Annotated in this window: 25 protein-coding genes; 12 read left to right on the top strand and 13 right to left on the bottom strand. The window is 41.9% G+C overall.

What is annotated here, in order from left to right:
* Nucleotides 1–53 precede the first annotated feature (53 nt).
* Both gcvT and R7E29_RS07970 read right to left on the bottom strand, forming a co-directional pair.
* Nucleotides 54–1,172: a glycine cleavage system aminomethyltransferase GcvT gene (gcvT, locus tag R7E29_RS07975; protein ID WP_054576016.1), complete on the bottom strand. Its 1,119-nt coding sequence runs from the start codon at nucleotides 1,170–1,172 to the stop codon at nucleotides 54–56.
* A gap of 260 nt (nucleotides 1,173–1,432) precedes the next feature.
* Nucleotides 1,433–2,056, bottom strand: coding sequence for a helix-turn-helix domain-containing protein (locus R7E29_RS07970; protein ID WP_005376429.1), 624 nt, complete (start codon nucleotides 2,054–2,056; stop codon nucleotides 1,433–1,435).
* A 379-nt stretch (nucleotides 2,057–2,435) separates the two neighbouring features.
* Between R7E29_RS07970 and R7E29_RS07965 the strand changes: the two genes are divergently transcribed.
* From R7E29_RS07965 to gcvP, 3 genes are all read left to right on the top strand, one after another.
* Nucleotides 2,436–3,731, top strand: a complete 1,296-nt coding sequence (locus R7E29_RS07965) for a serine hydroxymethyltransferase (protein WP_005376430.1) — start codon at nucleotides 2,436–2,438, stop codon at nucleotides 3,729–3,731.
* Between the two features lie 53 nt (nucleotides 3,732–3,784).
* A complete protein-coding gene (gene gcvH, locus R7E29_RS07960; RefSeq protein WP_005376432.1) occupies nucleotides 3,785–4,165 on the top strand; it encodes a glycine cleavage system protein GcvH in 381 nt (126 codons plus the stop codon).
* Between the two features lie 126 nt (nucleotides 4,166–4,291).
* The gene (gene gcvP / locus R7E29_RS07955; protein ID WP_054576017.1) at nucleotides 4,292–7,156 is read left to right on the top strand and encodes an aminomethyl-transferring glycine dehydrogenase; all 2,865 of its coding nucleotides are present in this window, start codon (nucleotides 4,292–4,294) and stop codon (nucleotides 7,154–7,156) included.
* A 239-nt stretch (nucleotides 7,157–7,395) separates the two neighbouring features.
* Here the strand turns inward: gcvP and R7E29_RS07950 are convergent, their stop codons facing one another.
* From R7E29_RS07950 to R7E29_RS07940, 3 genes are all read right to left on the bottom strand, one after another.
* On the bottom strand, nucleotides 7,396–7,797 hold the full coding sequence (locus tag R7E29_RS07950; protein ID WP_005388788.1) for a VOC family protein: 402 nt from the start codon (nucleotides 7,795–7,797) through the stop codon (nucleotides 7,396–7,398).
* A 250-nt stretch (nucleotides 7,798–8,047) separates the two neighbouring features.
* Nucleotides 8,048–8,875, bottom strand: a complete 828-nt coding sequence (locus tag R7E29_RS07945; protein ID WP_225452537.1) for an MBL fold metallo-hydrolase — start codon at nucleotides 8,873–8,875, stop codon at nucleotides 8,048–8,050.
* A 266-nt stretch (nucleotides 8,876–9,141) separates the two neighbouring features.
* On the bottom strand, nucleotides 9,142–10,047 hold the full coding sequence (locus R7E29_RS07940; protein WP_033906526.1) for a LysR family transcriptional regulator: 906 nt from the start codon (nucleotides 10,045–10,047) through the stop codon (nucleotides 9,142–9,144).
* Between the two features lie 93 nt (nucleotides 10,048–10,140).
* On the opposite strand from R7E29_RS07940, the gene R7E29_RS07935 reads away from it, so the two are divergent.
* The 3 genes from R7E29_RS07935 (at nucleotide 10,141) to R7E29_RS07925 (ending at nucleotide 12,555) form a co-directional block, all read left to right on the top strand.
* Entirely contained in the window at nucleotides 10,141–11,052 is a 912-nt protein-coding gene (locus R7E29_RS07935) for a DMT family transporter (RefSeq protein ID WP_047104114.1), read from the top strand.
* 196 nt (nucleotides 11,053–11,248) lie between these two features.
* Complete coding sequence (locus tag R7E29_RS07930) at nucleotides 11,249–11,710, top strand: carboxymuconolactone decarboxylase family protein (protein WP_005376442.1); 462 nt, start codon at nucleotides 11,249–11,251, stop codon at nucleotides 11,708–11,710.
* 104 nt (nucleotides 11,711–11,814) lie between these two features.
* Nucleotides 11,815–12,555, top strand: a complete 741-nt coding sequence (locus R7E29_RS07925; protein ID WP_196363361.1) for a helix-turn-helix domain-containing protein — start codon at nucleotides 11,815–11,817, stop codon at nucleotides 12,553–12,555.
* A 119-nt stretch (nucleotides 12,556–12,674) separates the two neighbouring features.
* On the opposite strand, the gene R7E29_RS07920 is transcribed toward R7E29_RS07925, so the two are convergent.
* Nucleotides 12,675–13,169 (bottom strand): YcxB family protein, encoded by a 495-nt coding sequence (locus tag R7E29_RS07920; protein WP_005376446.1) that lies wholly within the window; start codon nucleotides 13,167–13,169, stop codon nucleotides 12,675–12,677.
* A gap of 224 nt (nucleotides 13,170–13,393) precedes the next feature.
* Nucleotides 13,394–13,654, bottom strand: coding sequence for a DUF5062 family protein (locus R7E29_RS07915; RefSeq protein ID WP_005376453.1), 261 nt, complete (start codon nucleotides 13,652–13,654; stop codon nucleotides 13,394–13,396).
* 1,295 nt (nucleotides 13,655–14,949) lie between these two features.
* Here R7E29_RS07915 and R7E29_RS07910 point away from each other — a divergent pair.
* From R7E29_RS07910 to R7E29_RS07890, 5 genes are all read left to right on the top strand, one after another.
* Nucleotides 14,950–15,477 carry a DUF6795 domain-containing protein gene (locus R7E29_RS07910; protein ID WP_155489392.1) on the top strand — a complete coding sequence of 176 codons (528 nt, stop codon included), beginning with the start codon at nucleotides 14,950–14,952 and terminating at the stop codon, nucleotides 15,475–15,477.
* Nucleotides 15,478–15,742: 265 nt separating this feature from the next.
* Nucleotides 15,743–16,204 carry a DUF6795 domain-containing protein gene (locus R7E29_RS07905; protein WP_053303565.1) on the top strand — a complete coding sequence of 154 codons (462 nt, stop codon included), beginning with the start codon at nucleotides 15,743–15,745 and terminating at the stop codon, nucleotides 16,202–16,204.
* On the top strand, nucleotides 16,204–17,355 hold the full coding sequence (locus tag R7E29_RS07900) for a lipase family protein (protein ID WP_053303563.1): 1,152 nt from the start codon (nucleotides 16,204–16,206) through the stop codon (nucleotides 17,353–17,355). Before R7E29_RS07905 ends, R7E29_RS07900 begins: the two co-directional genes overlap by 1 nt.
* Nucleotides 17,356–17,726: 371 nt before the next feature.
* Nucleotides 17,727–19,487 (top strand): ABC transporter ATP-binding protein/permease, encoded by a 1,761-nt coding sequence (locus R7E29_RS07895; RefSeq protein WP_054576018.1) that lies wholly within the window; start codon nucleotides 17,727–17,729, stop codon nucleotides 19,485–19,487.
* A 492-nt stretch (nucleotides 19,488–19,979) separates the two neighbouring features.
* Nucleotides 19,980–20,372 (top strand): hypothetical protein, encoded by a 393-nt coding sequence (locus R7E29_RS07890; protein WP_005376463.1) that lies wholly within the window; start codon nucleotides 19,980–19,982, stop codon nucleotides 20,370–20,372.
* Between the two features lie 40 nt (nucleotides 20,373–20,412).
* On the opposite strand, the gene R7E29_RS07885 is transcribed toward R7E29_RS07890, so the two are convergent.
* The 4 genes from R7E29_RS07885 to R7E29_RS07870 all read right to left on the bottom strand — a co-directional run bounded on the left by R7E29_RS07885 (nucleotide 20,413) and on the right by R7E29_RS07870 (nucleotide 24,056).
* Nucleotides 20,413–21,417 (bottom strand): metal-dependent hydrolase, encoded by a 1,005-nt coding sequence (locus tag R7E29_RS07885; RefSeq protein ID WP_017635321.1) that lies wholly within the window; start codon nucleotides 21,415–21,417, stop codon nucleotides 20,413–20,415.
* Between the two features lie 328 nt (nucleotides 21,418–21,745).
* Nucleotides 21,746–22,204 carry a hypothetical protein gene (locus tag R7E29_RS07880; protein ID WP_005388759.1) on the bottom strand — a complete coding sequence of 153 codons (459 nt, stop codon included), beginning with the start codon at nucleotides 22,202–22,204 and terminating at the stop codon, nucleotides 21,746–21,748.
* Between the two features lie 93 nt (nucleotides 22,205–22,297).
* Entirely contained in the window at nucleotides 22,298–23,326 is a 1,029-nt protein-coding gene (locus R7E29_RS07875; RefSeq protein ID WP_005376466.1) for a phospholipase A, read from the bottom strand.
* A 226-nt stretch (nucleotides 23,327–23,552) separates the two neighbouring features.
* The gene (locus R7E29_RS07870) at nucleotides 23,553–24,056 is read right to left on the bottom strand and encodes a DUF2938 domain-containing protein (RefSeq protein ID WP_005376471.1); all 504 of its coding nucleotides are present in this window, start codon (nucleotides 24,054–24,056) and stop codon (nucleotides 23,553–23,555) included.
* Nucleotides 24,057–24,140: 84 nt separating this feature from the next.
* On the opposite strand from R7E29_RS07870, the gene R7E29_RS07865 reads away from it, so the two are divergent.
* Nucleotides 24,141–24,548, top strand: coding sequence for a helix-turn-helix domain-containing protein (locus tag R7E29_RS07865; RefSeq protein WP_031778925.1), 408 nt, complete (start codon nucleotides 24,141–24,143; stop codon nucleotides 24,546–24,548).
* A gap of 72 nt (nucleotides 24,549–24,620) precedes the next feature.
* Here the strand turns inward: R7E29_RS07865 and def are convergent, their stop codons facing one another.
* Complete coding sequence (def, locus tag R7E29_RS07860) at nucleotides 24,621–25,127, bottom strand: peptide deformylase (RefSeq protein ID WP_054576019.1); 507 nt, start codon at nucleotides 25,125–25,127, stop codon at nucleotides 24,621–24,623.
* 234 nt (nucleotides 25,128–25,361) lie between these two features.
* Nucleotides 25,362–25,826 carry an ABZJ_00895 family protein gene (locus R7E29_RS07855; protein ID WP_017635325.1) on the bottom strand — a complete coding sequence of 155 codons (465 nt, stop codon included), beginning with the start codon at nucleotides 25,824–25,826 and terminating at the stop codon, nucleotides 25,362–25,364.
* Nucleotides 25,827–25,830 lie beyond the last annotated feature (4 nt).

Below are 25,830 nucleotides of genomic sequence, written 5' to 3'. Positions count from 1 at the left end.
GAAGACATAAAAATGCCGAGCTACAAAGCTCGGCATTTTTGTTTCAATTCGTTTTAACCACGGTAGTAGCGTTGTGGTACGAACGGCATTTTTTCAACTGTCATTGGTAGCATTTTGCCACGCACTTCAGCGAACACTTCAGTACCAATCGCCGCCAAATCCGCACGAACATACCCCATTGAGACTGGCTTACCTGCATTCGGGCCCGCCGTACCGCTGGTTACAACGCCAATTTTAACGCCGTCAGCATCAAACAGTTCAACACCTTCACGCACTGGCGCTTTGGTTTGACCTACTAGACCCACACGCTTACGCGCCACATCTTTAGTCTCAATCTGCTTAAGAATAATGCCTGCACCAGGGAAACCACCTTCACGTTCACCACCAATACGACGAACTTTTTGGATACCCCATAGCAAGCTCGCTTCAACAGGTGTTGTTGTTGTGTCTAGGTCATGACCGTATAGACAAAGGCCACACTCAAGACGAAGTGAATCACGAGCACCAAGGCCAATCCATTCAACTTCATCTTCCGCAGTCAGTTTACGTGCTAGCTCTTCCGCTTTGTCAGCAGGAACCGAGATTTCGTAACCGTCTTCGCCTGTATAACCACTACGAGAAACAATGCACTCGGCGCCTAAAATATCGACTTTACGAATATCCATGAACAGCATTTCAGAAACTTCTGGTGCAAAACGCGCCAATACAGCCGCCGCTTTAGGGCCTTGGATTGCAAGTAGAGCTCGGTCTTCGATAATTTCTAGCTCAACACCAGATGGTAAATGCGCTTGTAGGTGTGCGATATCTCGCGCTTTACATGCTGCGTTCACAACCACAAACAGATGATCGCCTAGGTTAGCCACCATCAAGTCGTCCATGATGCCGCCCTCTTCATTAGTGAAAAAAGCGTAACGCTGTTTACCAGACTCAAGATCCACAATATCCACTGGGACTAATGTTTCTAGGAACGCAGCTGCACCGTCACCAATTAGGCGAAGCTGTCCCATGTGAGAAACATCAAACAGACCTGCCGCATCACGAGTATGTAAGTGTTCCTTCTTTACGCCTAGAGGATACTGAACAGGCATATCGTAACCCGCGAACGGGACCATTTTGGCACCAACTTCAACGTGAAGTGCGTGTAGTGGTGTTTTCAGTAGTTCTTGAGTCATTTTCGTCTCCATTTAGATAGACCCGAGAATGCTATCGGCATTCGATGTGTTTCCAATAATAAACATGGCTCATTCTATTTTGCACGAACAAGACGTAGATCGACTTGCAAAAGTGTGACTCTTAACATTTTAATCACAACAAATCGTACAAAAAAAGCGCTTTAATGAGCAAGTTCTCATCAAAAAAGCGCCTTTTCATCATAACGACCACCAACAGCAATCGTTTGCTTTCACTATAGGAAATTTACAAGTATTTATCACTATTTGGCTGTCACCCACAAAATGAGCGCATCTTCCTCGCTAACACTGGTCAACATATGTCCCATATTTGCATCGTAATAAACGCTGTCTCCCTCGCTTAAAACAACAGGTTCGTAAAACTCAGAATAGAACATAACCTCGCCAGATAAGATAAGTAAAAATTCTTCGCCGTCATGACGAACCCAGTCTTTATATTCATCAAAACTACGAGCTCGAATTTGGCTCTTAAACGGCATCATTTTCTTATTGGAAAGTTGTGTCGCGAGCAGTTCATGTTCATAGGTTTGTGTTGGGTGTGGTTTACCTTCATTCTTCTTGGTAACATCCCTGCGCCCTGTCGCTACCTTTTTTCTAGGTGGCTCAAAGAGTTGTGGCATGTCAATTTGTAAGCCTAGTGCCAATTTTTGCATCGCTTGAAACGTCGGGGAGATCTGCTCATTTTCTATTTTGCTCAGTGTAGATCGAGCAAGTCCGGTTCGCTGACTCGCTTCTTCTAATGTGATACCGAGTTTCGAGCGGATATCCTTAATACGCTGGCCCAGTTTTAACGGCTCGATATTTTGGTCATGTTGCTCTTTTGCCAACGTCATCGATGGGTATTCATCGTAAATACTTTCTGCCATAAATCCCTCTATAGATATCCATATTTTTTGTCTTACTCGCATTGTGCATGAAGCACATAGTGGATAGAAGTCCACCAAGTGAATTAAAGCGTGCTCTTGTTAACAAATTTTGAAATCTTGTTTCCTATAGGAAATTTTTGGTTGATTGTTCCCGTCACAGGCGCTATGTTACCAACTTGTTAGATGTAGAGATGCATATTTCCGTAAGAGATTGGTAAAGGAAACACGCAATCCAACGGAGTTTTTGCCCAAATTTAGGGCCGGATGTTCACTCTGTTCTGCTACGCAGTTCAGCTGTTTTTGAGGACAAATGAACCACAACCGCAAATCATAACTCATCTATTGCGGGTTCATTTTCAGATTTGGAAGGTCAACTACCATGAATAAGAGTTACCCTAACCACAGCTTGGAAAACTTTTTCTCTACCAACCTCTCTGCGACAGATGATGCTGTCTTTGCTGGAATTCAAGCGGAATCCGCTCGCCAAAACGAACAAATCGAACTTATCGCTTCTGAGAACATCGTGTCTAAAGCGGTAATGCAAGCTCAAGGCACGTGCCTAACAAACAAATACGCTGAAGGTTACCCAGGTCGCCGTTACTATGGTGGTTGTGAGCACGTAGATACAGTGGAAGCCATTGCTATCGAACGCGCAAAAAAACTTTTCAATTGTGAATACGCAAACGTTCAACCACACTCAGGCGCACAAGCAAACGGCGCAGTAAAGCTGGCACTGCTTCAACCTGGTGACACCATTCTTGGTATGTCTTTAGACGCAGGTGGTCACCTGACGCACGGCGCACGCCCAGCACTTTCTGGTAAATGGTTTAATGCAGTTCAATACGGTGTTGATCGCGAAACACTGGAAATCAACTACGAAGATGTTCGTGAGCTAGCACTTGAGCACCAACCTAAAATGATCATCGCAGGTGGTAGCGCCATTCCACGTACTATCGACTTTGCAAAATTCCGTGAAATCGCAGACGAAGTAAATGCAATTCTTATGGTCGACATGGCGCACATCGCTGGTCTTATCGCAACAGGCGCACACCCTAGCCCACTGCCACACGCACACGTTGTTACGACTACAACACACAAAACATTGCGTGGCCCTCGCGGCGGTATGATTCTTACTAACCACGAAGACATCATTAAGAAAATCAACTCAGCCGTATTCCCTGGCCTACAAGGTGGCCCACTGATGCACGTTATCGCAGCCAAAGCGGTCGCATTTGGTGAAGCGCTTGGCCCTGAATTTAAAACTTATATTGATTCGGTGATCAATAACGCAAAAGTCCTAGCGGAAGTATTGCAAACTCGCGGTTGCGACATCGTAACTGGTGGTACAGACACGCACCTAATGCTGGTTGACCTTCGTCCGAAAGGGTTGAAAGGCAATAAAGCAGAAGAAGCTCTAGAGCGTGCTGGGATCACATGTAACAAAAATGGCATCCCATTCGATACAGAGAAGCCTATGATTACATCGGGCATCCGTTTAGGAACGCCTGCGGGTACAAGCCGCGGCTTTGGCGCTGAAGAATTCAAACTCATCGGTAATTGGATTGGTGACGTACTGGACGGTTTAGTGAACAACCCTGAAGGTGACGCAGAAGTTGAAAAACGCGTTCGCAAAGAAGTAAAAGAACTTTGCAGTCGCTTTCCTCTATACCAGTAAACGATTTTTTTGAAATCATAATAATTCCTGACAAGTTATTCGGAGATTAAGCAATGGACAAAACACTGAAGTTTGCAGATAGCCACGAGTGGGTACGTGACAACGGTGACGGCACAGTAACAATTGGTATTTCTGAGCATGCACAAGAAATGCTAGGTGACGTGGTATTCGTTGACCTACCAGACGTAGAAGACGAAGTTGAAGCAGGTGAAAGCTTCTCTCTCGTTGAATCTGTAAAAGCAGCGTCAGACATCTACGCACCAATCACTGGTGAAATCGTAGAAATCAATGAAGAACTAGAAGACAGCCCAGAGCTAATTAACGAAGAGCCGTACGAAGGTGGCTGGATCGTAAAAGTGAAGATGTCTGATGTATCTGAACTAGATAACCTGAAAGACGCAGACGAATACCTAAACTCTATCGAAGAAGAGTAATTAGGATGTGACGAAAGCTGTTCCCTAGCCTGTTTAGAGAACAGCTTTTTTTCTAGGTTCGGACGTATAATTTAATTTATCAGTAACGCAAATCCGTTACCCGAACCAAGGAGTAGGTAAAGGACAATGACTGAATTACTTCAAAGCCTCAGCACACAAAACGAGTTCGTTGCTCGCCACAATGGACCAAACAAATCTGACCAACAGAAAATGTTGGAAGCGATCAACGCAGTTAGCCTAGATTCGCTTATCGACGAAACCGTACCAGCACAAATTCGCCTAGAGCAACCAATGAGCTTGGCAGAAGCGAAAAGCGAAGCAGACATGCTGGCAGCAATGCGTAAGTTCGCCGATCAGAACCAAGTTAAACGTACATTCATTGGTCAGGGTTACTACAACACCTTCACGCCGAACGTGATTCTACGCAACGTGATGGAAAACCCGGGCTGGTACACCGCTTACACCCCTTACCAACCAGAGATCTCACAAGGTCGTTTAGAAGCACTTCTAAACTACCAACAAATGGTGATGGATCTTACTGGTATGGAAATCGCGAACGCGTCATTGCTCGATGAAGCAACGGCAGCAGCAGAAGCGATGACACTTTGTAAGCGTGCGGGTAAAAGCAAGAGCAACGTATTCTTCGTTGCTGACGACGTTCACCCACAAACCATCGAAGTGGTAAAAACTCGTGCGAAATTCATCGGCTTTGAAGTCTTGGTTGGTTCTTTAGAATCACTACCAGAGCAAGACGTGTTCGGCGCACTAGTTCAATACCCAAGTACAACAGGTGAAGTTCGTGACCTAACGGACATCATCGCTAAAGCGCAAGCAAACAAAACACTAGTGACTGTAGCAACGGACCTTCTTGCTTCTACCCTACTTAAACCTGCAGGTGAAATGGGCGCAGACGTAGCAATCGGTTCAGCACAACGTTTTGGCGTGCCGATGGGTTACGGCGGTCCACACGCTGCTTTCATGGCAACGCGTGATAAGCACAAGCGTACAATGCCTGGCCGTGTTATCGGTGTTTCTATCGATACCAATGGTAACCAAGCACTGCGTATGGCAATGCAAACGCGTGAACAGCACATCCGTCGTGAAAAAGCGACATCAAACATCTGTACTGCTCAAGCACTGCTAGCGAACATGGCGTCTTTCTACGCGGTTTACCACGGCGCAGAAGGTCTACGCACTATTGCTCGTCGTACACACCACATGACAGCCATCCTAGCCGCTGGCCTAACTAAAGGCGGCTTCGAGCTTGCTCACAACAGCTTCTTCGACACCATCACTATCAACACAGGTGCACAAACTGAAGACCTATACGCGAAAGCACTAGCCGCAGACATCAACCTACGTAAGTTGGGTACTCAGCTAGGTGTGAGCTTCGACGAAACTACAACCGTGGCAGATGTAGAAGCCCTATTCGCAGTATTCGGTGTGAAAGAAGAAGTCGCAGCACTATCAACTGAAATCGCAGGCAACGAGTTTGCAGCCATTCCAGAAGCATTGCGCCGCACAACAGAATATCTAACACACCCTGTGTTTAACACGCACCACAGCGAAACACAGATGATGCGTTACCTAAAACAGCTAGAGAACAAAGACTTCTCACTCACGCACGGCATGATCCCACTGGGCAGCTGTACGATGAAGCTGAACGCAGCAGCAGAGATGATTCCAGTAACTTGGCCTGAGTTTGGTTCGATCCACCCGTTCGCACCAGCAGAACAAGCAGCTGGTTACGCTGCACTCGCAAAAGACCTTAAAGAAAAGCTATGTGAAATCACTGGCTATGACGCATTCTCACTACAACCAAACTCTGGTGCATCGGGTGAGTACGCAGGTCTTATCGCGATTCAACGCTACCACGAAAGCCGTGGCGAAGGTCACCGCAACGTATGTTTGATCCCAAGCTCTGCGCACGGTACTAACCCTGCGACAGCATCTATGGTGTCAATGAAAGTGGTTGTGGTTAAGTGTGATGAAGAAGGCAACATCGACATCGACGACCTAGCAGCGAAAATCGAGAAACACAAATACAACCTATCAAGCATTATGATCACTTACCCTTCGACGCACGGCGTTTACGAAGAGAAAGTGAAAGAAGTGTGTGAAATGGTTCATGCCGCCGGTGGTCAGGTTTACCTAGACGGCGCTAACATGAACGCGCAGGTTGGTCTAACATCACCAGGCTTCATCGGTTCAGACGTTTCTCACCTAAACCTACACAAAACCTTCTGCATCCCGCACGGTGGTGGCGGTCCGGGTATGGGTCCTATCGGTGTGAAATCTCACCTAGCTCCTTTCTTACCAGGGCATATTGAAGACGGTGTAGAAGGCGCAGATTTCGCAGTATCAGCAGCAGATATGGGTAGCGCTTCTATCCTGCCTATCTCTTGGGCTTACATCGCAATGATGGGCGAAGCTGGCCTAACAGATGCTACAAAAGTAGCAATTCTGAACGCAAACTACGTGATGGAAACACTTCGCCAACACTACCCTGTTCTTTACCGTGGCAAAAATGGCCGCGTAGCGCACGAATGTATTATCGACATTCGTCCGCTGAAAGAAGAAACAGGTATCAGCGAAGAAGACATCGCGAAGCGTCTAATGGACTACGGTTTCCACGCACCAACTATGTCGTTCCCTGTAGCGGGCACGCTAATGGTTGAGCCAACGGAATCGGAAGATCTAGAAGAGCTAGACCGCTTCTGTGATGCGATGATCGCTATCCGCGAAGAAATGGAGAAAGTGAAAAACGGTGAATGGCCACTGGATAACAACCCACTTGTTAACGCGCCACACACACAAGTTGATCTTTCAGCTGAAGATTGGGACCGCCCTTACTCTCGCGAGATTGGCTGCTTCCCGTCTAAAGCGACCAAATCTTGGAAGTACTGGCCAACGGTAAATCGCGTAGATAACGTATACGGTGACCGTAACCTAATCTGTTCATGCCCAAGCATCGATAACTACGAAGATTAATTTTTGTAGAATCTAAATAAACAAAGGCGAACCGATTGGTTCGCCTTTGTTTTTGGTGTGCCGCCCTAACATTTGTTGATACATCGAGAAGGAATGATGGCTAGTTATTGTTTGCACAAAAGTGATTTAGAAATACAGTAACTTCTGAGAACCTTTGAATTAGCGCTAATATCTCAGAGCCTTAAAGGCTTGTTGGAAACTCCTCATGAACACTATGCTATGCAGGTGCTATGTAGTTTCTAGTTCAGTTGCAGTAAGTCCCATTTATTACCATAGAGATCTTGGAACACCACCACTGTCCCGTATTCTTCCACACGAGGCTCTTCATTAAATACAACACCATTTTTCTTCATCAACTCGTAGTCACGCCAAAAATCATTAGTTTGCAGAAACAGGAAAACACGACCACCTGTTTGATTTCCTACTGCATGCGTTTGCTCCGGTGTACTCGCTTGAGCTAAAAGTAGGTTTGTACCATTGGAGTTTGGAGGAGAAACTTGAACCCAGCGTTTACCACCACCTAGGTTGGTATCTTCAACCAGAGTGAATTGAAGTTTTTGAGTATAGAATTCGATAGCATCGTCGTAATTTTCAACGACTAGAGCAATGTTTCCGATTTGCTGCTGAACAGTTTTGGCCATGATGATTTCCGCTGTGTCAAAACGCTAATTGTACTCTATTTTGAGACTTTTCTAGAAAGCACATAACGCCTTGCAAATGTGTAAGGCACACAATACGAATGCTTACGCACGGCGCCTTTGCCACTAGAACCTACAAACAATATAGCTGCCACCAGTGTCGAATCTTGATTGAGCAACTTATTAAAGCCTTAGCTATAACTCAAGAGCAAATCTCTAACCTAATAAAGAAGGCTGCTCGTATACCACGGTATTATAGTTCTTCTAGTTTTCCCTTAGCTAAATCTTCTTGTTGCTTAAGGAACATGAAGAAGTTTGCCTCACTGATAAACGGGTTACCGCTTGTGCCGAGCTTCTTCCTATTTTCAAAAAGGAAATTTTTATGTGGATGGTTCGAAAGGTTAACGTTCACAATAGGTGCCTGTAGTGAAATTTTTCTAATTTTCTCCATGCTAGTCAGGAACTGGCCAATAACTTCTGGATCATTGCTACTTACGCTATGCCCACCAACGATAAAAGCACGATATTGTTCGCCATTATCTTCAACAGTGAAGTCTAAGGAATAATCACCTTCCGTGTGGCCAGGTGTGAGATAGAACTTAAACTCATGTCCACCAATAGCCATAGAGCTATCGCTTTTTATCTCTATGTCTAAATTTGGAGGAAGGAACTTGTTCTCACCTTCGCTTTTGTTTGATTGCTGTATAGATAGTTCATGAGCGCTTTTGGTCATCACGACTTTGGAACCATACTTCTCTTGAAGTAACTGGGCGCCTCCAACGTGGTCAGAATGCCCATGAGTTACCAATATGTGCGTTATTGGCTTATCTTTTAGCCCTAGCTTCTCTAGGTTGATAGGTATCCACTCAGAGTAAGGGAAGTCAAGCGTATCAATGATAACAAGTCCGTCGTCTGTAGCAATGGCATATGATGAGACCCACTTGTCTCCTACATAATAGACATTATCAAACATCTGAAATGGTTCTACATAACCGTTCTTATCATTCATTGCTGGAACATATTGACTTAAGGAAGCAAAAGACGAAGCACTGAAAAGTAAACCTACAATAATTTTTTTCACGAAATCACACACAAATATATCCTTAATAATTTCTTATAGAACCTCGCGGATGAGAAAGCTCTAAACGATTTTCAGACGCAAATACAACTGCAAATACTTTCTACTTAGCTTTAGTTTTAGCTGACCGAATCACTTGTAAACTCGAATCCCATTAACTGCCTATGTATTCATGATTCTTTTAGAGGTTAAATAAATGAACTCAATTGAAGCAGAGTCATGAAGCTTCAATTGAGGTTACCGGCACAGCACAATGTGATAAACCTCTTTCAAGCAAACATTTGAATGCGATTTTTCCAATTTAAGACATGTTCAATAAATGCATCAACTCTTGCAGGCCTTTTATCGCGGTCTCGATACATAATGAATACTTCTTTACCCGAGCATTGCCATTCTGGCAACAAAGGCAGCAGGTTATGTTGATCATGATTTAGCTCATGAAAGTAATAGGTTGGAATCCACGCAATTCCTAAACCATGGATGACGGCGTCTCTAACTAGCAGTACATCATTTGAAGTGAATTGAAACTTTAGCGGATGATCAAATGTTTCATTGGTGATTTGATTAACTAATTTCCATTGGCTGTCGTTGTTTACCGTAATTAGGCGATGATGAACAAGTTGTTCTGGATGGGTAATCGGTTGGTGTTGTTCTAAATAGCTTCGTGATGCACAAAGCGCAAATGGAATCGACCATAATTTCTGAGCAATCCAGTCTTGTTCAATAAGATCACCAAGACGAAAACTAACATCGACACGGTTAGATACAAGATTGATTTTTTCATTCTGTACATCTAAATCGATACATATCTTCGGATGTTGCTCTGCAAATTCATAAACGCACCGCTTTAACCACATCTGTGTCATGTTAATTGGCGCTGATATTTTGATCGTTCCGCTTAAAGACTGACGCTCAGTCGCAATTCTCGATGTCACATTATTTAAGCTAAGAAGTAACGGCTCACAGAGTTGATAATATTTTTCGCCATCAGTTGTTAACGCAAAGTGGTGTGCACTGCGGTTAAATAGTCTGCAATTTAAGTTTATTTCCAGCCTTTTTAACTTCCGGCTTAGCGTGGCTAACGGGACATTAAGACGCTCAGATGCTTGTGTTAGGCTTTGATAGCGAGCAACAGAAACGAATAACAAAAGGTCATCCAAAGAGTGACGTTCCATATTTGGGATTAACCCTCTTAAATTTGGCTATTAAAAATCAAATATGAAATATATAGCATTATCGCGTCAAGTTAATTTTTATCAGGAAGATCTATGTCTAAGCATTTATCAATTTGGTGCGGTGTTGTTGTCGCTATCTTTTTTTGGTCTAGTAACTTTAACGTAATAAAGGCTATTAATAGCGATGTCTCTCCTTTGGATTCAGCGACGTTACGATTTTCCGTTGCAGCTTTAATACTCTTACTGATAAGAGGAACTAAACGCTCTCCATATGGAGCCAAACTCACACGAAAAAGTATGTTGTCGTTGTTTGTTATAGCAACCGTGGGTGTAACTATCCAAAACTTCTCTATTTTCTCTGCAATGAGCTTTACTACCCCAGTTAACGCAGCGGTTGTTCAGGCAAATCTACCACTTGTCACTATCTTGTTGTCGGGCTTTATTCTCAAAACTTCCATTTCGGTTAAAACTATTTTAGGTGCACTAATCAGTTTTTGTGGAGTGGTAATCGTCATTACAGGGGGAAATATTCATTCTATTAGCAGCAATAGTAATATTGGTGATCTATACATGTTATTTGCTTTAATTAGTGGGTGTTTATACACAATTCTAGCGAAGCGTTTAACATCTCATATCCCAGTAACTCAGCAGTTACGTTGGGTGTTAAGTATTGGTGCCATTCAAATGGTCGCTATAGCGATGTACCACGGCGACTTTAGCCGTAGCTTAAATGCCATAACATTTAAAGACCTATCACTAATAGCGTACATGAGCCTGTTTGGCACTTTGATCGCTTATTACTTTTGGATGAAAGGTGCTATCGTTCTTGGTCCAGATAAAATGTCTCCATTATTTAATATTATGCCGGTATTCACTCTACTGATTTCGTTCATTTCTGGTGAGCAGGCTCAATGGGAAAATGTTTTAGGCGTCTTTATCGTTGCGGCTGGCGTGTATATAGGTAACTCAGCACCTTTTGCTCGTTTACGGAAGGTGGTGGAGTAAAAATAGACGCCAACCTTAAGTCGCATTATTTAGAGCAATACTTTGTTAATTGGCATAAGTTTTCTTGGTTTCCAATAGGTACACTTTTCGCTTTCGTCGTTCACTCTTTTATCTAACTTTATTGAGTGCATGTCGAAAATCTTCAATCTTTTGCTAAGAGCGTTTTTTACTATGTAAAAAACAGAGGAGAATGACCATGAAAAAACGACTCAACTATATTGAAGTAGCGCCAAAAGCAATAGAAATCCTATACGCTCAGGAAGCTTACTTCCATGAACAATTTAGCCAATCAGAAACTATGAACATGATCATATGGGAACTGGTTAAGTTACGCATATCGCAAATCAATCAATGTGCATTTTGTATCGACATGCATAGTAAAGATGCGCTTAAGTTAGGTGAAAAGCCGGAACGCATATGGGGGCTTAGTGCATGGAAAGATATGCCATTCTACAGCGATGCAGAACACGTTGCACTAGGTTGGGCTGAATTACTAACTGCTGGCCTACCAGTAGATGATGATACCTATCAGCTGACCTTGAATACCTTTGGAGAAGAAGCTATGGTCAACCTAACAATTGCGATCAACGCGATCAATAGTTGGAACCGAATAGTTAAGGCATTTAAGCCAAAGGTTGGAGTCTATAAACCTCGATAATTCTATTTGACGGTTCTTACTTGTAAGCCACTGCTTATACCTCAACTTAATAGGATGAAAAGTACATGTGTATCACTTTCTCATTTAAGTTGAGGTTAAATAGGATGATTCATTTGAACTTAGAATTTGATATTTTAAAACCTCAAAAGGCTTTAGCTGGCTATGTTCAAGCCATTTGGTCAGCATCCGTCAAACCTGATACGACGCAAACCGTACGTAAACAATTACTCAGTGATGCTGGTACAGGTGTGGTATTCATTTTACAGAATGAAGTACAAATAGATGGTGAGTGGCAGACGCCGGGGGTTGTCCTACTGCCTATAAGCATTCTGGCACATCAGGTCTGCCTACCGCCAGGCGCGGTGATGACTGGCGTACGCTTTCATCCTGCTGTTGGTTATCAACTATTTGGTAAACGTCTAGAACAGCTATTGCGGATTCAAGACGACCACCCTTTGGCTTCTTCTGCACTAGCAACATTTGAGTCTCTGCAAACAGCTCGTTCGCCATATGCAAGGATTTCTACGTTATATCGCTGGGTTCAAACACTGATTGAGGAATATGAACCGCAGTATGTCGGCCACATTATTGAACAACCTACAGGGACCATCAGTCAGCGCCAGAGAGAGCGCAATTTTCAGAAATGGTTGGGGATTACTCCTAAACATTACCAACGCATTAAACGAGTGAAGCACACTTTAGAGCAACTCCGAGCGCAACCCGATCTTACTTTATCGGAATTGGCGCTGGAGCAAGGCTTTTCCGATCAAGCACACATGACTAGAGAGTGTAAGCAGATTGCGCGCATGACACCGAAGCAGTATGTCCGAAAGAGAAACCTCTAAACCTTATTAGCTTTCTACATCAAACCCCATTGATTCAGAACCGACCATATACTTGTTACAATGTTCGATCATATATCACCTACTTTTTCGAGCGCTCATTCCAGCTTGATGTGAGTTGGTTAGCTCGCTTTTGATGCCGCGTGCCGCTCTACCATAAACGCGATCACTTCTTCGTTTAAGCAAGATTTGCTGATGTATTGGCGTTGTTTACCAAGGTGAAGGATAAAGCCCAAATCAGTTTGTTCGAGTTGGTCGATATCATTCCAAGCGAGGCTGCGGTCAACTTTACCGCTTTTGTAGCGCACGCCATCTGCATTCACTTCAAACACCACTTTACTGCCGCGGCTTGAGCTGATGGTTTGACGCCACAGCCACCAAGTTCTTTTGAAGTAAACGCTACACGCTTCAATCACACTCAATACGATAAAGAACCAACCGACGTAACCGTTAGGTAGCAGTTCAAACTCCAATAAAACCACACCAAAGATAAGAAACAGCATCCCTTTTAGGTACGCTTGTGGGAACTTTGTTGGCTGGCTAGTTTGATCATAACACTCAGCAAAGAAAGGTTTGTCGAGTATGTATTCTGTAGTGAATTCGAAATCTTTAGACATGTATGGTTACTTCAAGGCTTCTGTAAATGAGTAATCTTGGTTGCACTCTCGCAACACCTGCATTGTAGCGCTTCTCGGGATTTATCTTTAGTCATTTTGATTCTGTTTTGTAAATCAATGATACCGCCACGCCAAAAGACCTCGGTGCACTTGCCAAGAGCAAACAAGGCGAACCATTTGGCTCGCCTTGCTAATTAATAACCTGTGTGACTTGTTGAGGTTTTCTACTTTAGAGGGTCGTTGTCTGGCAATGCACTGTGTATCCAGACTGCCAGTCGGTGTTTGATGCTTGCGCCGTCTAGCTTGCTTTCCGGTAGTGGCGTGATCTGTTTGGCGTCGACCAAGAATAGGTAAATCGCTTTTACTCTCAGAGGTTGTGGTGACTGAGGAAGGTCAAAGCCTTGTAGCTTCGCCATCTTCCCACCAATCTCTAGTGCCTTCTTAACCAGTTTGTCTTCATTGTGAAGTTTGGAGCTTTTTGACATTGATAAATCCTCTTCTTCGCTTCAATTAAGAATACATGAAGTGTCGCGTATGGCGTGTTAGTAAGCTCGCATATTGATAAGTTTATGCCTTGCTTCCGAGTAAGAACAAAAAAACAAACCGAATTGTTGTATTGGTGAGTTTGCTACCAGCCGGTCTAGCCTCTCGAACCGACCGCACTTTTTAACAATCGCGTCTAAAGCGTCAAGCTCGAATAAAAATTCATTTTTTGCAACACCCTTTAATCATATTTCTCGTGTGGCTTGCTCACACATCGCCTCGCAAACATGATTCCAAGCCCAGTCTAAGCAATGTGATACTCAGTAATACAGATATGTAAGAGATTACATGTATTAGCAGTTTCATTATGACAGAAATTAGCATGTGCAACTAACCAAAATAGGTACGTTAACAGATGTTTCGATTCTATCCACTAAGTTATTTCGTGAAATCGATTAAAGAACTCTAAAATTGATTTAGCTGGAACATGGTCTAGAAGATTTAGTTTTGTATGCCTTTACATTTCAAGAAAATAGTTAGCCAGAAGAGCTTTATCAGTAGTTAAAACGCCAAGAAAATAACGAGAGAAGTGGGTAAAACCGTAAGGTTACCTGTTACATATCTATATATTTATAACTACTATGAGTAATTTTAAGCACTGATAATTAACACTTTCAGTTAACACACTTTATGTATCATATGGGAACTTTTTTAAATGAAATAAATCCTCAACTTCTTATCGTTCCCTATTGATTTAGCTAATATTATATTCACTTATAAAACTAACAATATTATCAGCAATAAATAAGTCTTAGGGTGAGTATTGTCATATCATGATAAATTATTTCAATAGAAGCCATAACCATCTATTACCTATTAAACTTTACATGATTATTATGTATTGCTGGAATTTCTTATTTTAATTTCATAATTACTCATGGATAGAACAACTCAAAAATATAATGACACTAATCATCTTTATTTTTATAAAAACTGGAGAATAATTGTTCTATCTTGATAACTTGATAACTTGATAACTTGATGACTAAATTTTTAGTCATACCTACCTTCTTTTTAAAAAATTTAGACTTCTAGATATTAGAAATTACCTATTCTCATTAATATAACTTATTGATTATATAGGTCGTGTTCATGGACATAGTTCTCAATCTTGAAAGTAAACCTATGTGAAATCATTGAATTTGTGATGAGAACCTCGCACAAATATAGACTAGGTGTTACACTTAGCCGTATTATGTGCAATTTTAGCCAGCTTCATTTTAAGTGGATTCCAATTGTGTTAGATTTATTTTTTACTGTATTAGAATACTTTGCGCTAATATTAGTTATCATGTTTATTTTTATTTTTACGTTTGGATATTTTTTTAGTGGTGAAGAAGTCCAAGAGTATACTCCAAACATCAAAGGACGTATTACTAAGAACGGATTTGCTATACAAGACTGCATTATAGAGCTTAGGATTAAATCTAGTAACTATTCATTAAAATACATATGCACTACAAATAAAAATGGCGTATTTACATTTAACTCAGTTGTAAGAAAAAGAAAAAAAGTTCTAAGTATTTTTGATGGTATTTTTCAAAAGATGTTGTCTATAGAAATATCCGCAGTAGTTGACAACAAGAAAGCTATAATCTGGAAAGGAGTCTCTAGGCAATTATCAATTGAAGATAACGAAAGAGAAAACATGTCTAATTTACATTGCGAAGTTAGCAACCCTATTAAAAAATATGATTTCCATTTATATGGAGATTCTGTGTTAAGCCAATGTGAATTAATTAAATTCTTGCGAGTAAATAGATAACACCCATTAAAAACTATAGCATTTATCTATAATTAAAATCTACAAAATCATAAATATAAAACTGTCAAATTAATTATGGTACAATCTATGTTGTGTAAACTTTACTAAAAACAATTTAATCTTTAGGTGACACAAAATTAATGTAATTGTTTTTTATGTTAGTTACAGTTCAAATTTACCTTATGTCGCATTTTATATCCCTCCTTCTAGAGTTGACTTCATCTTAGAGGTAGTATGTTATTTTTAATTTTTACTGAGTTTTAAAATGAATAAAAAACAGCTTGATGAATATACACCAAATATAAATGGGGTAATAACGAAAAATGGTATTCCGATTAGAGATCATGAAATAACATTTGGAATCAATTCCGAAAAATTAAATGAAGAATTGATTGTCAAAACAGACAAAAATGGTGAGTTCAATTTTGATGCGATATATGTAGAGAAAGACAAAAACATGGAAGGAATTTTTCATGAAAAACGTGTCTCCATTTATATACTTACTAATTACGATGACAAAAAAGTGATACTTTGGAATAGTACATTGAGCGGATTCGTTGTGAGTGATTTTGAAAGAAGCAATCTTGGTAATTTAAATTGTGAAATTAATAACCCGATAAGTTCCTTTGCATTTAAAGATGGGCAGGAAAACTCTGCACCAGTGTATGTTTATAGCCAATGTTCATTATTTGGCTATTTTCAATCTGAAGTTATTGGAGATTCATAGTGAAATCATTAACCCCTCGTCTAGCTTCAGCCATAGCAGAAGTACCTTATGATGTTTTTTCTGGCGAATTAAATAATGTTCCTACTGATGTTGCTAAACAATTTGAATTTGATACAAAATTAAAAATTTTCAAAGCAACATCTAAGTTAATAGGCTTAGTAAAACAAACAACAAAGTTTGCTGTAATAGCTGAAGGTAGAAAAGGAACTCAGTATGCCGATTCTTTGGTTATATCATTTAGAGGTACTGAGAAAATAATTGGTGACATTATCACAGATGGGAATGTTGGCCTAACTGGAACATCTTCAGGTCATATTGTTCATGCCGGTTTTGAGAACTGTTTTAATAGCATTCGACCGCAGATATCCAATTATATTTTATCTTATAAGAAAACCTACGGAACCATGCCTAGAGTAATACATTGTGTGGGTCATAGTTTAGGGGGAGCAGTAGCCTCGCTAGCTGCAGAGTGGCTAAGATGTACTTACCATGCTCGAGTTCACTTATATACATTTGGTGCGCCTCGGGTTGGCTTTTTACCTTTTGCACGTGGAGTCAGTAGTGAAATAGAGAAAACCTATCGCTGTACGCATGGTGCTGATCCAGTACCAATGGTGCCTCTTTGGCCGTTTGTCCATGGTGGTAGTGAATATAGGCTAGATGGAAGCTCTGGTATATACGCCTGTGCCCACGGATTAAGCTTGAAAGCAACGCCTGGATACATGAATACTGCCAATACTCAGGACTGGGAAGGTCTGGAGTACTCCTCCGATATTTATCTTCGACAACCGACTACACTTTCATACTTTAACAGGCATAACGCCCACTTCAACTCCACTTGGATTGCAAAAATCGGTTCTGCAATCATGACTTTACTTAAGTTGAGTGGCCAGGCTCACAGAGCTCAAGCATACATGACTGCAGGAATGACTTGTTGGGATTTATTGGCCAAGTTGCTTCATAGTATTAGCAAAATAAAAGTTAAATATGCAGAGCATTTACGCGGAATTCTTGGCCATATGAATGTAATGTCTGGAAATCCAGCGTTAGATGTATCAAGCATCACTTATTCTGTAATTAGAAATTGTTTTTCTCGTTTTATAAAAAAGCTGAAGCAATTTGTAGGACACGCAATGAATTTGGCAAGATAAATTACTTCTTGTAATAACAATACTATATAACAGTTAAATATTATATAGTATCTTGGTTGAGCACGTTTGTAATTATCTAGTTTCTGTTGACAGGATTTAGTTTAGACTATTATTTTTACAGATAAGGATATTCATTAATTACGTGCTCATTTCGAACACCGAAGATACATTTTTCTTTATCAATTACTATACAGAGAAATTATATTTAAAAGATATATATCAAGAGGAACATTTCTATTTAAAGTTCGAGTTACAAAAGTTATTTATGTTCCCCTACATTAAACTCGCCGCCCCGAAAGCGGTAGTTCGCTGGTCTCACCAACCAAACTGGCTTACTATGCCAGGTACCTAAAACGCTTTGTGAGTCACTCATGAGCAGAAAAAATAACAAAAATCTCAGCATTCTTCTTAAACTCAGCACCTTTATTGCACCTTATAAATGGCGGGTTGCGGCAGCCTTGGTTGCCCTTGTCGCGACAGCAAGTTTGACGTTATCCGTTGGCTATGGAGTGCGCATTCTTATCGACCAAGGCTTTGCTCAGCAATCATTGCAAGAGCTCACCAATGCGATTCAGTTTATTGTCGGTGTCACATTGTGTATTGCCATTGGGACTTTCTTTCGCTTTTACCTTGTCTCTTCCGTAGGTGAGCGCGTTAGTGCGGATATTCGCCTTGCGGTGTTTAACCATGTGATTACGCTGCATCCGAGCTATTTTGAGACCAACAGTAGCGGCGACATAATGTCGCGCCTGACTACCGATACCACATTGCTGCAAAGCATTATTGGTTCATCGTTCTCGATGGCGATGCGTAGCGCTTTGATGTGTTTTGGTGCCATCATTATGTTATTCGCTACCAACGTTAAGCTCACGCTGATTGTGCTTGCTTCTGTGCCTTTGGTTCTGGTTCCGATTTTGTTTTATGGACGACGCGTGCGTGCGCTCTCTCGCAAAAGTCAGGACTCAATGGCCGATGTTGGCAGCTACGCTGGAGAAGCGATAGAACATATTAAAACCGTGCAAAGTTTTAGCTCAGAGTCGCATGAACGAGCGGCTTTCGCTGTCGAGGTGGAAAAAGCTTATGAAATAGGTAGACAGAGAGTAAAGCAGCGAGCGATCCTGATATCAGGCGTTATTGTGATTGTATTCAGCGCGATTGCAGGTATGCTTTGGGTAGGCGGCAGCGATGTGATTCACGGAAAAATGTCTGCGGGTGACCTAGCCGCATTTGTATTTTATGCCATTATGGTTGCCTCATCGACTGCAACCATTTCCGAAGTCATGGGTGAATTGCAAAGAGCCGCAGGTGCTACCGAACGGCTGATTGAGATCCTTCAAGTAGACAGTGATATTAAAGCGCCAAGCAACCATTTGCCTGTCCGTTCCGACATGCCTGCTGAGATTAACTTTAATTCGGTGAGTTTCAACTACCCTTCTCGCCCAAATCAACCAGCAATCAAAGAATTAAATCTAACCGCTGAACAAGGAAAAGTACTGGCGTTAGTCGGCCCTTCTGGTGCAGGTAAAACAACACTATTCGAACTGCTGCAACGATTTTATGACCCACAGCAAGGGCAAGTGTTGTTTGGTGGTGAAGATATTCGACAGTTCGACCCAAACGAACTTCGACGTCAAATGGCGCTCGTACCACAACAACCAGCGCTGTTTAGCCATGATGTTTTCCATAATATTCGCTACGGTAATCCTGAAGCGACGGATGAACAAGTTATCGAAGCCGCGAAAAAAGCCCATGCCCATGAGTTTATTAAGAAGCTTCCCGAAGGCTATCACAGCTTTTTAGGCGAGCGCGGCGTTAGGCTATCGGGCGGACAAAAGCAGCGCATTGCGATTGCTCGCGCGATTCTAAAAGATCCAAAAATCTTACTGCTAGACGAAGCTACCAGCGCCCTTGATAGTGAAAGTGAACATCACGTTCAGCAAGCACTTGAAGCTCTAATGAAAGGACGCACAACGCTGATTATTGCTCATCGTCTTTCGACTATCCAACATGCGGATAAAATTGCGGTGCTCGACAATGGCGAGTTAGTCGATGTTGGTAACCACCAATCATTAATGCAAAGCTGTGAGTTGTATCAGCGACTTGTGGCATTGCAATTTAAGCACTTGGAGTAACGCCTAGTTAAGCGTTCAAAAGTAAGCAAAGGCGGACCAAATAATTTAATAACAGGAGTTTAACGATGTTTTTGTGTCAGTCCAGCGAGCCTTGGCGAGACTAAGAATCTAGCTCTGAGTGGTTAATGAGATAATTTAGACCATGAAGAGCTAGGATAGAAGATCCCACATCATGCCCCATCGTCGCTGTACAAGGTGACGAAATACAAAAGATGCCACTCGCAGTTAAACGAGCGGCATTAAACCAAGCAGCTCGCCTTTTAACAAAGGAATTCCAGTAAGAATCCAGTAACCAGCGTATTCTCCCTTCAACTAGAAACACTCGTTCACAACTACCATATAAAACCCAATCAACTTCATTTGTAACAATTAAGGTTTCAAAAATAGGAAATCATTACTGAAAAAGTTTACCGCGTTTTGTGTTGCTATCTATGGTTACAATGTTTGAGACAGCAATGCCTTCAAACCAAGCAACACAAAAGCGGCACCGATATGAACAGCGAAGCGAAACAACTATTTTCTTATCTATGTCAGCGATACGATGCGCTTTCTCAAGAGCTTGAGTCTCGCCCTTTTCCTGAATTTTCTGAGACTATTACTCATCCTCTTGGGCACTGTTTAGTCCGTTGCCCAGCAGGTAGCCAACGCTTTTCTATTGTAGCAGTCAACTTTGCACCCTCCGTTCGCGGGCAAGGCGTGCTTACTGCATTTATCGACTACATCAAAAGCAATCCTTACCACTACCAAGGTGTTGAGGTTGCAATCATTGAAAACAAGAACTTAGCTAAACGGCTTTTGTCTCTTGGCTGGAAGTACAAGTCCCTGTTTGGCAAGATTTTCTTCGCTAGCAAGCCGACCCTAGTAAAGGACTTTCAGTCTGCGTAATAGTTATTACGAAACCGCATCGACATCCAAAGTAAAACCATCACTCAAAATCCGTAAGCATGTTGAAAAAAACTTGGCGATCTTCTGCAGTACTTCCTCGATGAGCAGTGTATTCAACGTGCGCGTCTGCGCTGGCTTTTGGGGATAGATTGATGCCCCATAACGCATTAATTTGGTTTGGTACGATGGAATAACGCATATCAACAATTCGCATTTCATTATTCGGATCCGTCGCTACAAAACCGTTTGAAAACCAACGGAAACGTTCGATGTCTTTTGCTTGTTGCGATTGCGGGTTTAGCCACGGAAATTGCTCTTTTATATTTAACTTTGGAGTTGATTCGCCAGGGTAAATTTTTATTGAACGCCCCACCCTTACGGCATCTACATAGTAGCTCTCTTCCGTTTCATAAATTAGTTTCCAAACCAAAAGATTGCTGAAACTTGGTTTGGCTTTTAATTGTATAGCGTTGTGTTGTCGCTCTTTGACGATTTCCCAACCAACTACTTCTGCTCTATCTCGTTGTATCGTTCCAAGACTTAGGTAAGCCAGGCACCATAAAAATGCAATGCGGGCATAGTTTGGGCTTCGCTTCAGTGCAACAAACAAAAGCAATATTAAAATAGGGAGTGTGAACGCGGGGTCGATTACCGAAATAGTGTTCCAAGCATAACGCGTGTTGCTTATCGGCCATAGAAGCTGTGTTCCATAACTGGTGCATGCGTCTAATAACGCATGGGTACTATAACCAAGCGCGCAGTAAAACCAACTCTGCCGGAAGCTTAGTCCTCGCTTTTTTGCGAACAATGGATACAACAACAAAGCACAAATGAAACTACCAAACGGGATAAACAAGAGCGAGTGAGTAAATTGGCGATGGTATTCCAAATACAGCAAAGGATCAGTTGAAGAACGGATTAGCACATCTAAATCCGGAGCCATCCCAGAGACCACGCCCAACACGCCAACAACTGCAAGGTTTCGCTTGTTGCTCACCGCCAGTGGCAAAGCTGCACCCAATAAACCTTGCGTTAACGGATCCATCGTTCACTTCCTTTAGATAGATGAAGCTCAGCTGGAAAGCGTACACGCTCAATAGTCGGTTCCAATTTAAAAACCAGAAGGTTCTTCGACATAAATTATCCGCATTTAAGTGGAAAACAATACACGACTTAGTCATGCATTTGCTTGTTTAGCAACAAACACCTTGATTTAGTGTAAGAAGGAATCACGCCGTTCGCTAGTGAACGAACAAATCTGAGTCTAGGCTTGTTTGTTATTTCAAACCCGAAGGTTTATCTGACGCGAAAAAACAAGGCGAACCAAATGGCTCGCCTTGTTTCTAATTTACTGAACGATAAACGACAGGTGTTTAGTCTTGAGGATTCTCTTTCGCGTTGATTTCAGCGTAAGTGTGCAGCAGCTCCGTCAATGTTTTTACCCACGCAAAAACATCCGAAGGTGCATTTTCGATTAGTTTTTCCACTAGAGCACAGTGTGTTTCTAGCGTGATGGCCTCTTCCAAACGGAATGAGATCGCGTAGAAATGCCAAAGCACCAATCGCGTCATTCGCTCGCTATTTTGCTTTGCGTTGTCTGAGTCATCAAACGCTTGTTGAATTTCACTCAGTGCGATTGCTGTCATGCGTAGCATTGCATCAAGACGTGCAGACAACATGCGGTCTTCACTATCCACTTCTTCTTGATCAAAAGTGAACAGCTCATTCATCACGTCTTCTGGCACCATTTTACTGATCATACGAGCACTAAACTCTTCCAGCTCATGGCGAGGCATAGTTACAAGACAATCGAAGGTGTAATCACGAAGCATAAAATCACTCTAGGTTAGAAATCAATTTCAGCCTCGCATTCTAAATATTGAAATTTCAATTGCCAGTGTTAATTTCTATCCATCTACGAAAAACTACAAAACACCGTTGATTGCAATACCAACACCAATCCGCTGCTGATTATGATCATAGTCGATCAAGCTCTTACCATAACCCGCTGAGTATTGTGCGTACCCCTGAACTTTGCCCCAAATCGGAAATGACACACCCAGTTCTGCAAAACCCTTATGTGTTTGAAAGTTCTGGCGACCTAAAAAGGTAAACTCGTAACCATTCCACTTGTAAGCACTCGATAGCTCAAAGTGTCCCATATAGTCTTCGATATCCGGGTTATCATCACCTTTGGGATCATTAGGCGATGTCTTTTCATCTTCAGGTATACGCCACCAAGGCTGGATAGAAACCGCAAAATTGTCTTTTGCAAAGGTTACGTTGGCATAGACACGGTTCCAACTGCGCGATAGCTCCTGTCTCTGACCGTTAGACTCATGTTCAATACCAAAACCTAACCAAGTCGAACCATCAAGTGGTTTCCAGTCTGTTGGGGTGTAGTAAAAAAGCTCTGGACGATAATTGGTTTCACGGAATGGACGAGATGCTGCACCCGTGTATACCTGCCAAAATGATTTAAGAGTCATTCCAAAAAACAGACCATCGCCATCAAATAACAAGTCATCATAGTTCATTGGTACTTTAAAACTGATTTGGAACTCCGCCTCTTCCTTACGCAGTTCATCGCCGTATTTGGTGTCAGCATACGCGCGTTTATTTACTCGATCACTGTACGTAAACGGAAGAATATAGTTAACGCGATGCGCGACCAGACTAAACGGTTCGAACGCGTTTTCTCGTTCTGATTCCAAACGCTTGTCGACCAAACTTTCCTGAAGTTCTTCAGGCTCTTCAATTTCCGGATCAGCGGGCACTGTGCTGGTTACTGTGTCAAGCTCACACTGCGCGCGAATGCTCTTTATGGTTTCCTCACCTTTGCTTTGCTTTATTTTGTCTAGCAAACATAAATCATAAGCACTGGCTGTTTCTCCCATCGCAACTGGCGCTGCCAATAAACTCAGTATTGATATCCCTGCCACTTTTGAAGCCATCTGAAACCCTTAATATTCTTTATGTCAAACCAGATAATTTTAGTTTTTCTTGGTAAACCGCTTGCCATTCTGACGTTAAGGCAATGTTAAATATCCGCCGACTTTACATCTTGGATAAATGCAACAGACTTTAGACATATCGGTCAACTATGATCAAAGCGCAAAAAACAACCAAGAGTTGAGCATCATAGATAAAAACCACTCGTTTGCATGATGCTCATGTTCTCTATGCAAAATACTGGCTCGTAACTTTGATTGCAAACCCGGCTATGAATAAACCCAAACCATAACCCAAATGCGCCAATGTGCTAAGAAAACGGGCTTTCCAAGGTGTTGGGGTTTTACTCGCAGCAAAACCAAATCCTAGACAAGGTTGAATGACCAAAAATGGGAAGATCAACGTTACCACGCCTGTAATTAAGCTGGGCATTAGACTGGGCTCTACCAACCAATGATGACCAAAAACAGTAACGTGAGCCAAAGCGAAAGTAACGCCGATGGCATAATGCAAAAACCAGCCAAGTGACTTTTCTCCCGGCATCGCCTCTGACGCCATAATTGGCGCATGCATAAGCTTTCCTTGGGGCATGTACAAAACCCAGCGCGCAACCAACGCATAGTTTAATGAAGGAATACCAAACACTCTCCTTTGTAACCATGCCCATAAATCCATTATCAAAGTGGCACCAATCCCTATTAGCACCGCTTGCAATCCCATTAAAAGCAGCATTTTTCTCTCCTCAAGTTTTTGATTTGTTAAGGTCTTAGTTGCATGTTACAACTTAAAGCCAACTTGAAGTCAATGGGGAATAATATGGATATTGCAGAAGTGGTTAGAAAATCAGGATTGCCGACTTCAACGCTCAGGTACTACGAACAGCTGGGGTTAATTCGCTCGATAGGAAGGAATGGATTGAGACGCCAATATTCACCAGAGGTACTCAATACACTCAATTTAATTAGTTTGGGGCGTATCGCTGGAATATCGCTTAACGAAATGGCAGAAATGTTGAATCAATCAGAAGTTTCAAAGCCATATATCGATCGTGACTTACTAACGAAAAAGGCACTTGAGATTGATGAGCAAATAAAACGTTTGAAAGCGGTGCGAGACAGCCTAAACCATGTTGCCACCTGCCCTCATGAGTCACATATGGACTGTTCTTCATTTCAGAAGCTTATGAAGGTCGTAAAGCGTTATGTCCCCCAAAAGCAGAGATAAACCGCTCTCCCTACCGTCCTATTCTTGATTTACAAGGAAGTAACTCGCGGTTGTGAGTTACTTCCTTTCATATTACTTAGCTTGCGATTTTACGTACTTCTTCACTTTTTTCATCGCCATTTTTTGCTTCAGCGGTGAAAGGTAATCAATAAACAAGTTACCCGATAGGTGGTCAATTTCGTGCTGCATCACAATCGCCAAGAACTCACCGCTCTCAATTGTAATCGGGTTGCCATCACGGTCTAGTGCAGAAACAACAACTGACGTGTAACGCTCTACATCTGCGTAGTACTCAGGAACAGATAGGCACCCTTCTTGACCAAGTGCTTTGTTTTCTCCGCTCACCACTTCTGGATTGACTAAGATTAAAGGATCATTGCGTTCGTCAGAGATATCGATGACAACAACCGCCTCTTTTCTGCCTACTTGGGTTGAAGCTAAACCGATACCATTGCCCGTTGCGTAAAGTGTTTCTAGCATATCGTCTATCAGCGTTTGTACTGTCGATACATCAGTGACTTTTTCTGCTTTTACTTTAAGCCTTGGGTCTGGAATGGAGAGAATTTCGAGGACTGCCATACTTACCTTTCATATCTATAAATCGTAATTCGTGGAGAATTATACACACGTTTCTCGATACATAAACCTGCTAAGCTATCTTGCGCACAAGGCATAAACCATTAACTCAAACGACAACACAATAAATGGGTTTGCCTTTTAAACAAAAAATCCTACAAACAGGAAACTAAAACGCCAGCACATTATGGCTGGCGTCTTGTCATGATCCTAATTGAATCGTTTGTTGTATTTTATCTACTGACTTTCCTTGGCTTTGAGTAATACTCTAATCGCCATTTTCTCACCACTTTTTAAAATTAAGTAGGCGATGCCAATCGTTATTAGCATTATGATAGCAATAAAAATACTTACCCCACCGAGCTCAGATAATAAATAAAACGGAGAAATATCTAACGACATTAAGATAAGAGAGAACACTACCAAACTTGCTAAAGTCCACAGTAAAACAGCATACCATCTTGTTTTTGATGGCATTACATCTCCAGTCTTGTAGCCGAAGTAATAACCAACACTCATGGCTGGGATTAACGTGCTAAGAAAGCCTGTACCACTCATTTCTATCCCAACAATATATTCAATGGCCAACAGCAATGCAGCCCAACAAACGGACGCCAGACACAACAGAGACGTAACAAGAAGTACCGATGGTGGCTGGTTTATTTCTGATTCTGAATAGTTATTTTTTAATTCCACTTTCATTTCC

Origin of the sequence: Vibrio sp. Vb1729 (assembly GCF_033338655.1) — a bacterium.
Classification (GTDB): domain Bacteria; phylum Pseudomonadota; class Gammaproteobacteria; order Enterobacterales; family Vibrionaceae; genus Vibrio; species Vibrio alginolyticus.
The sequence above is the reverse complement of the archived record's forward strand: the minus strand, read 5'-3'. Positions and strand labels throughout refer to the sequence as shown.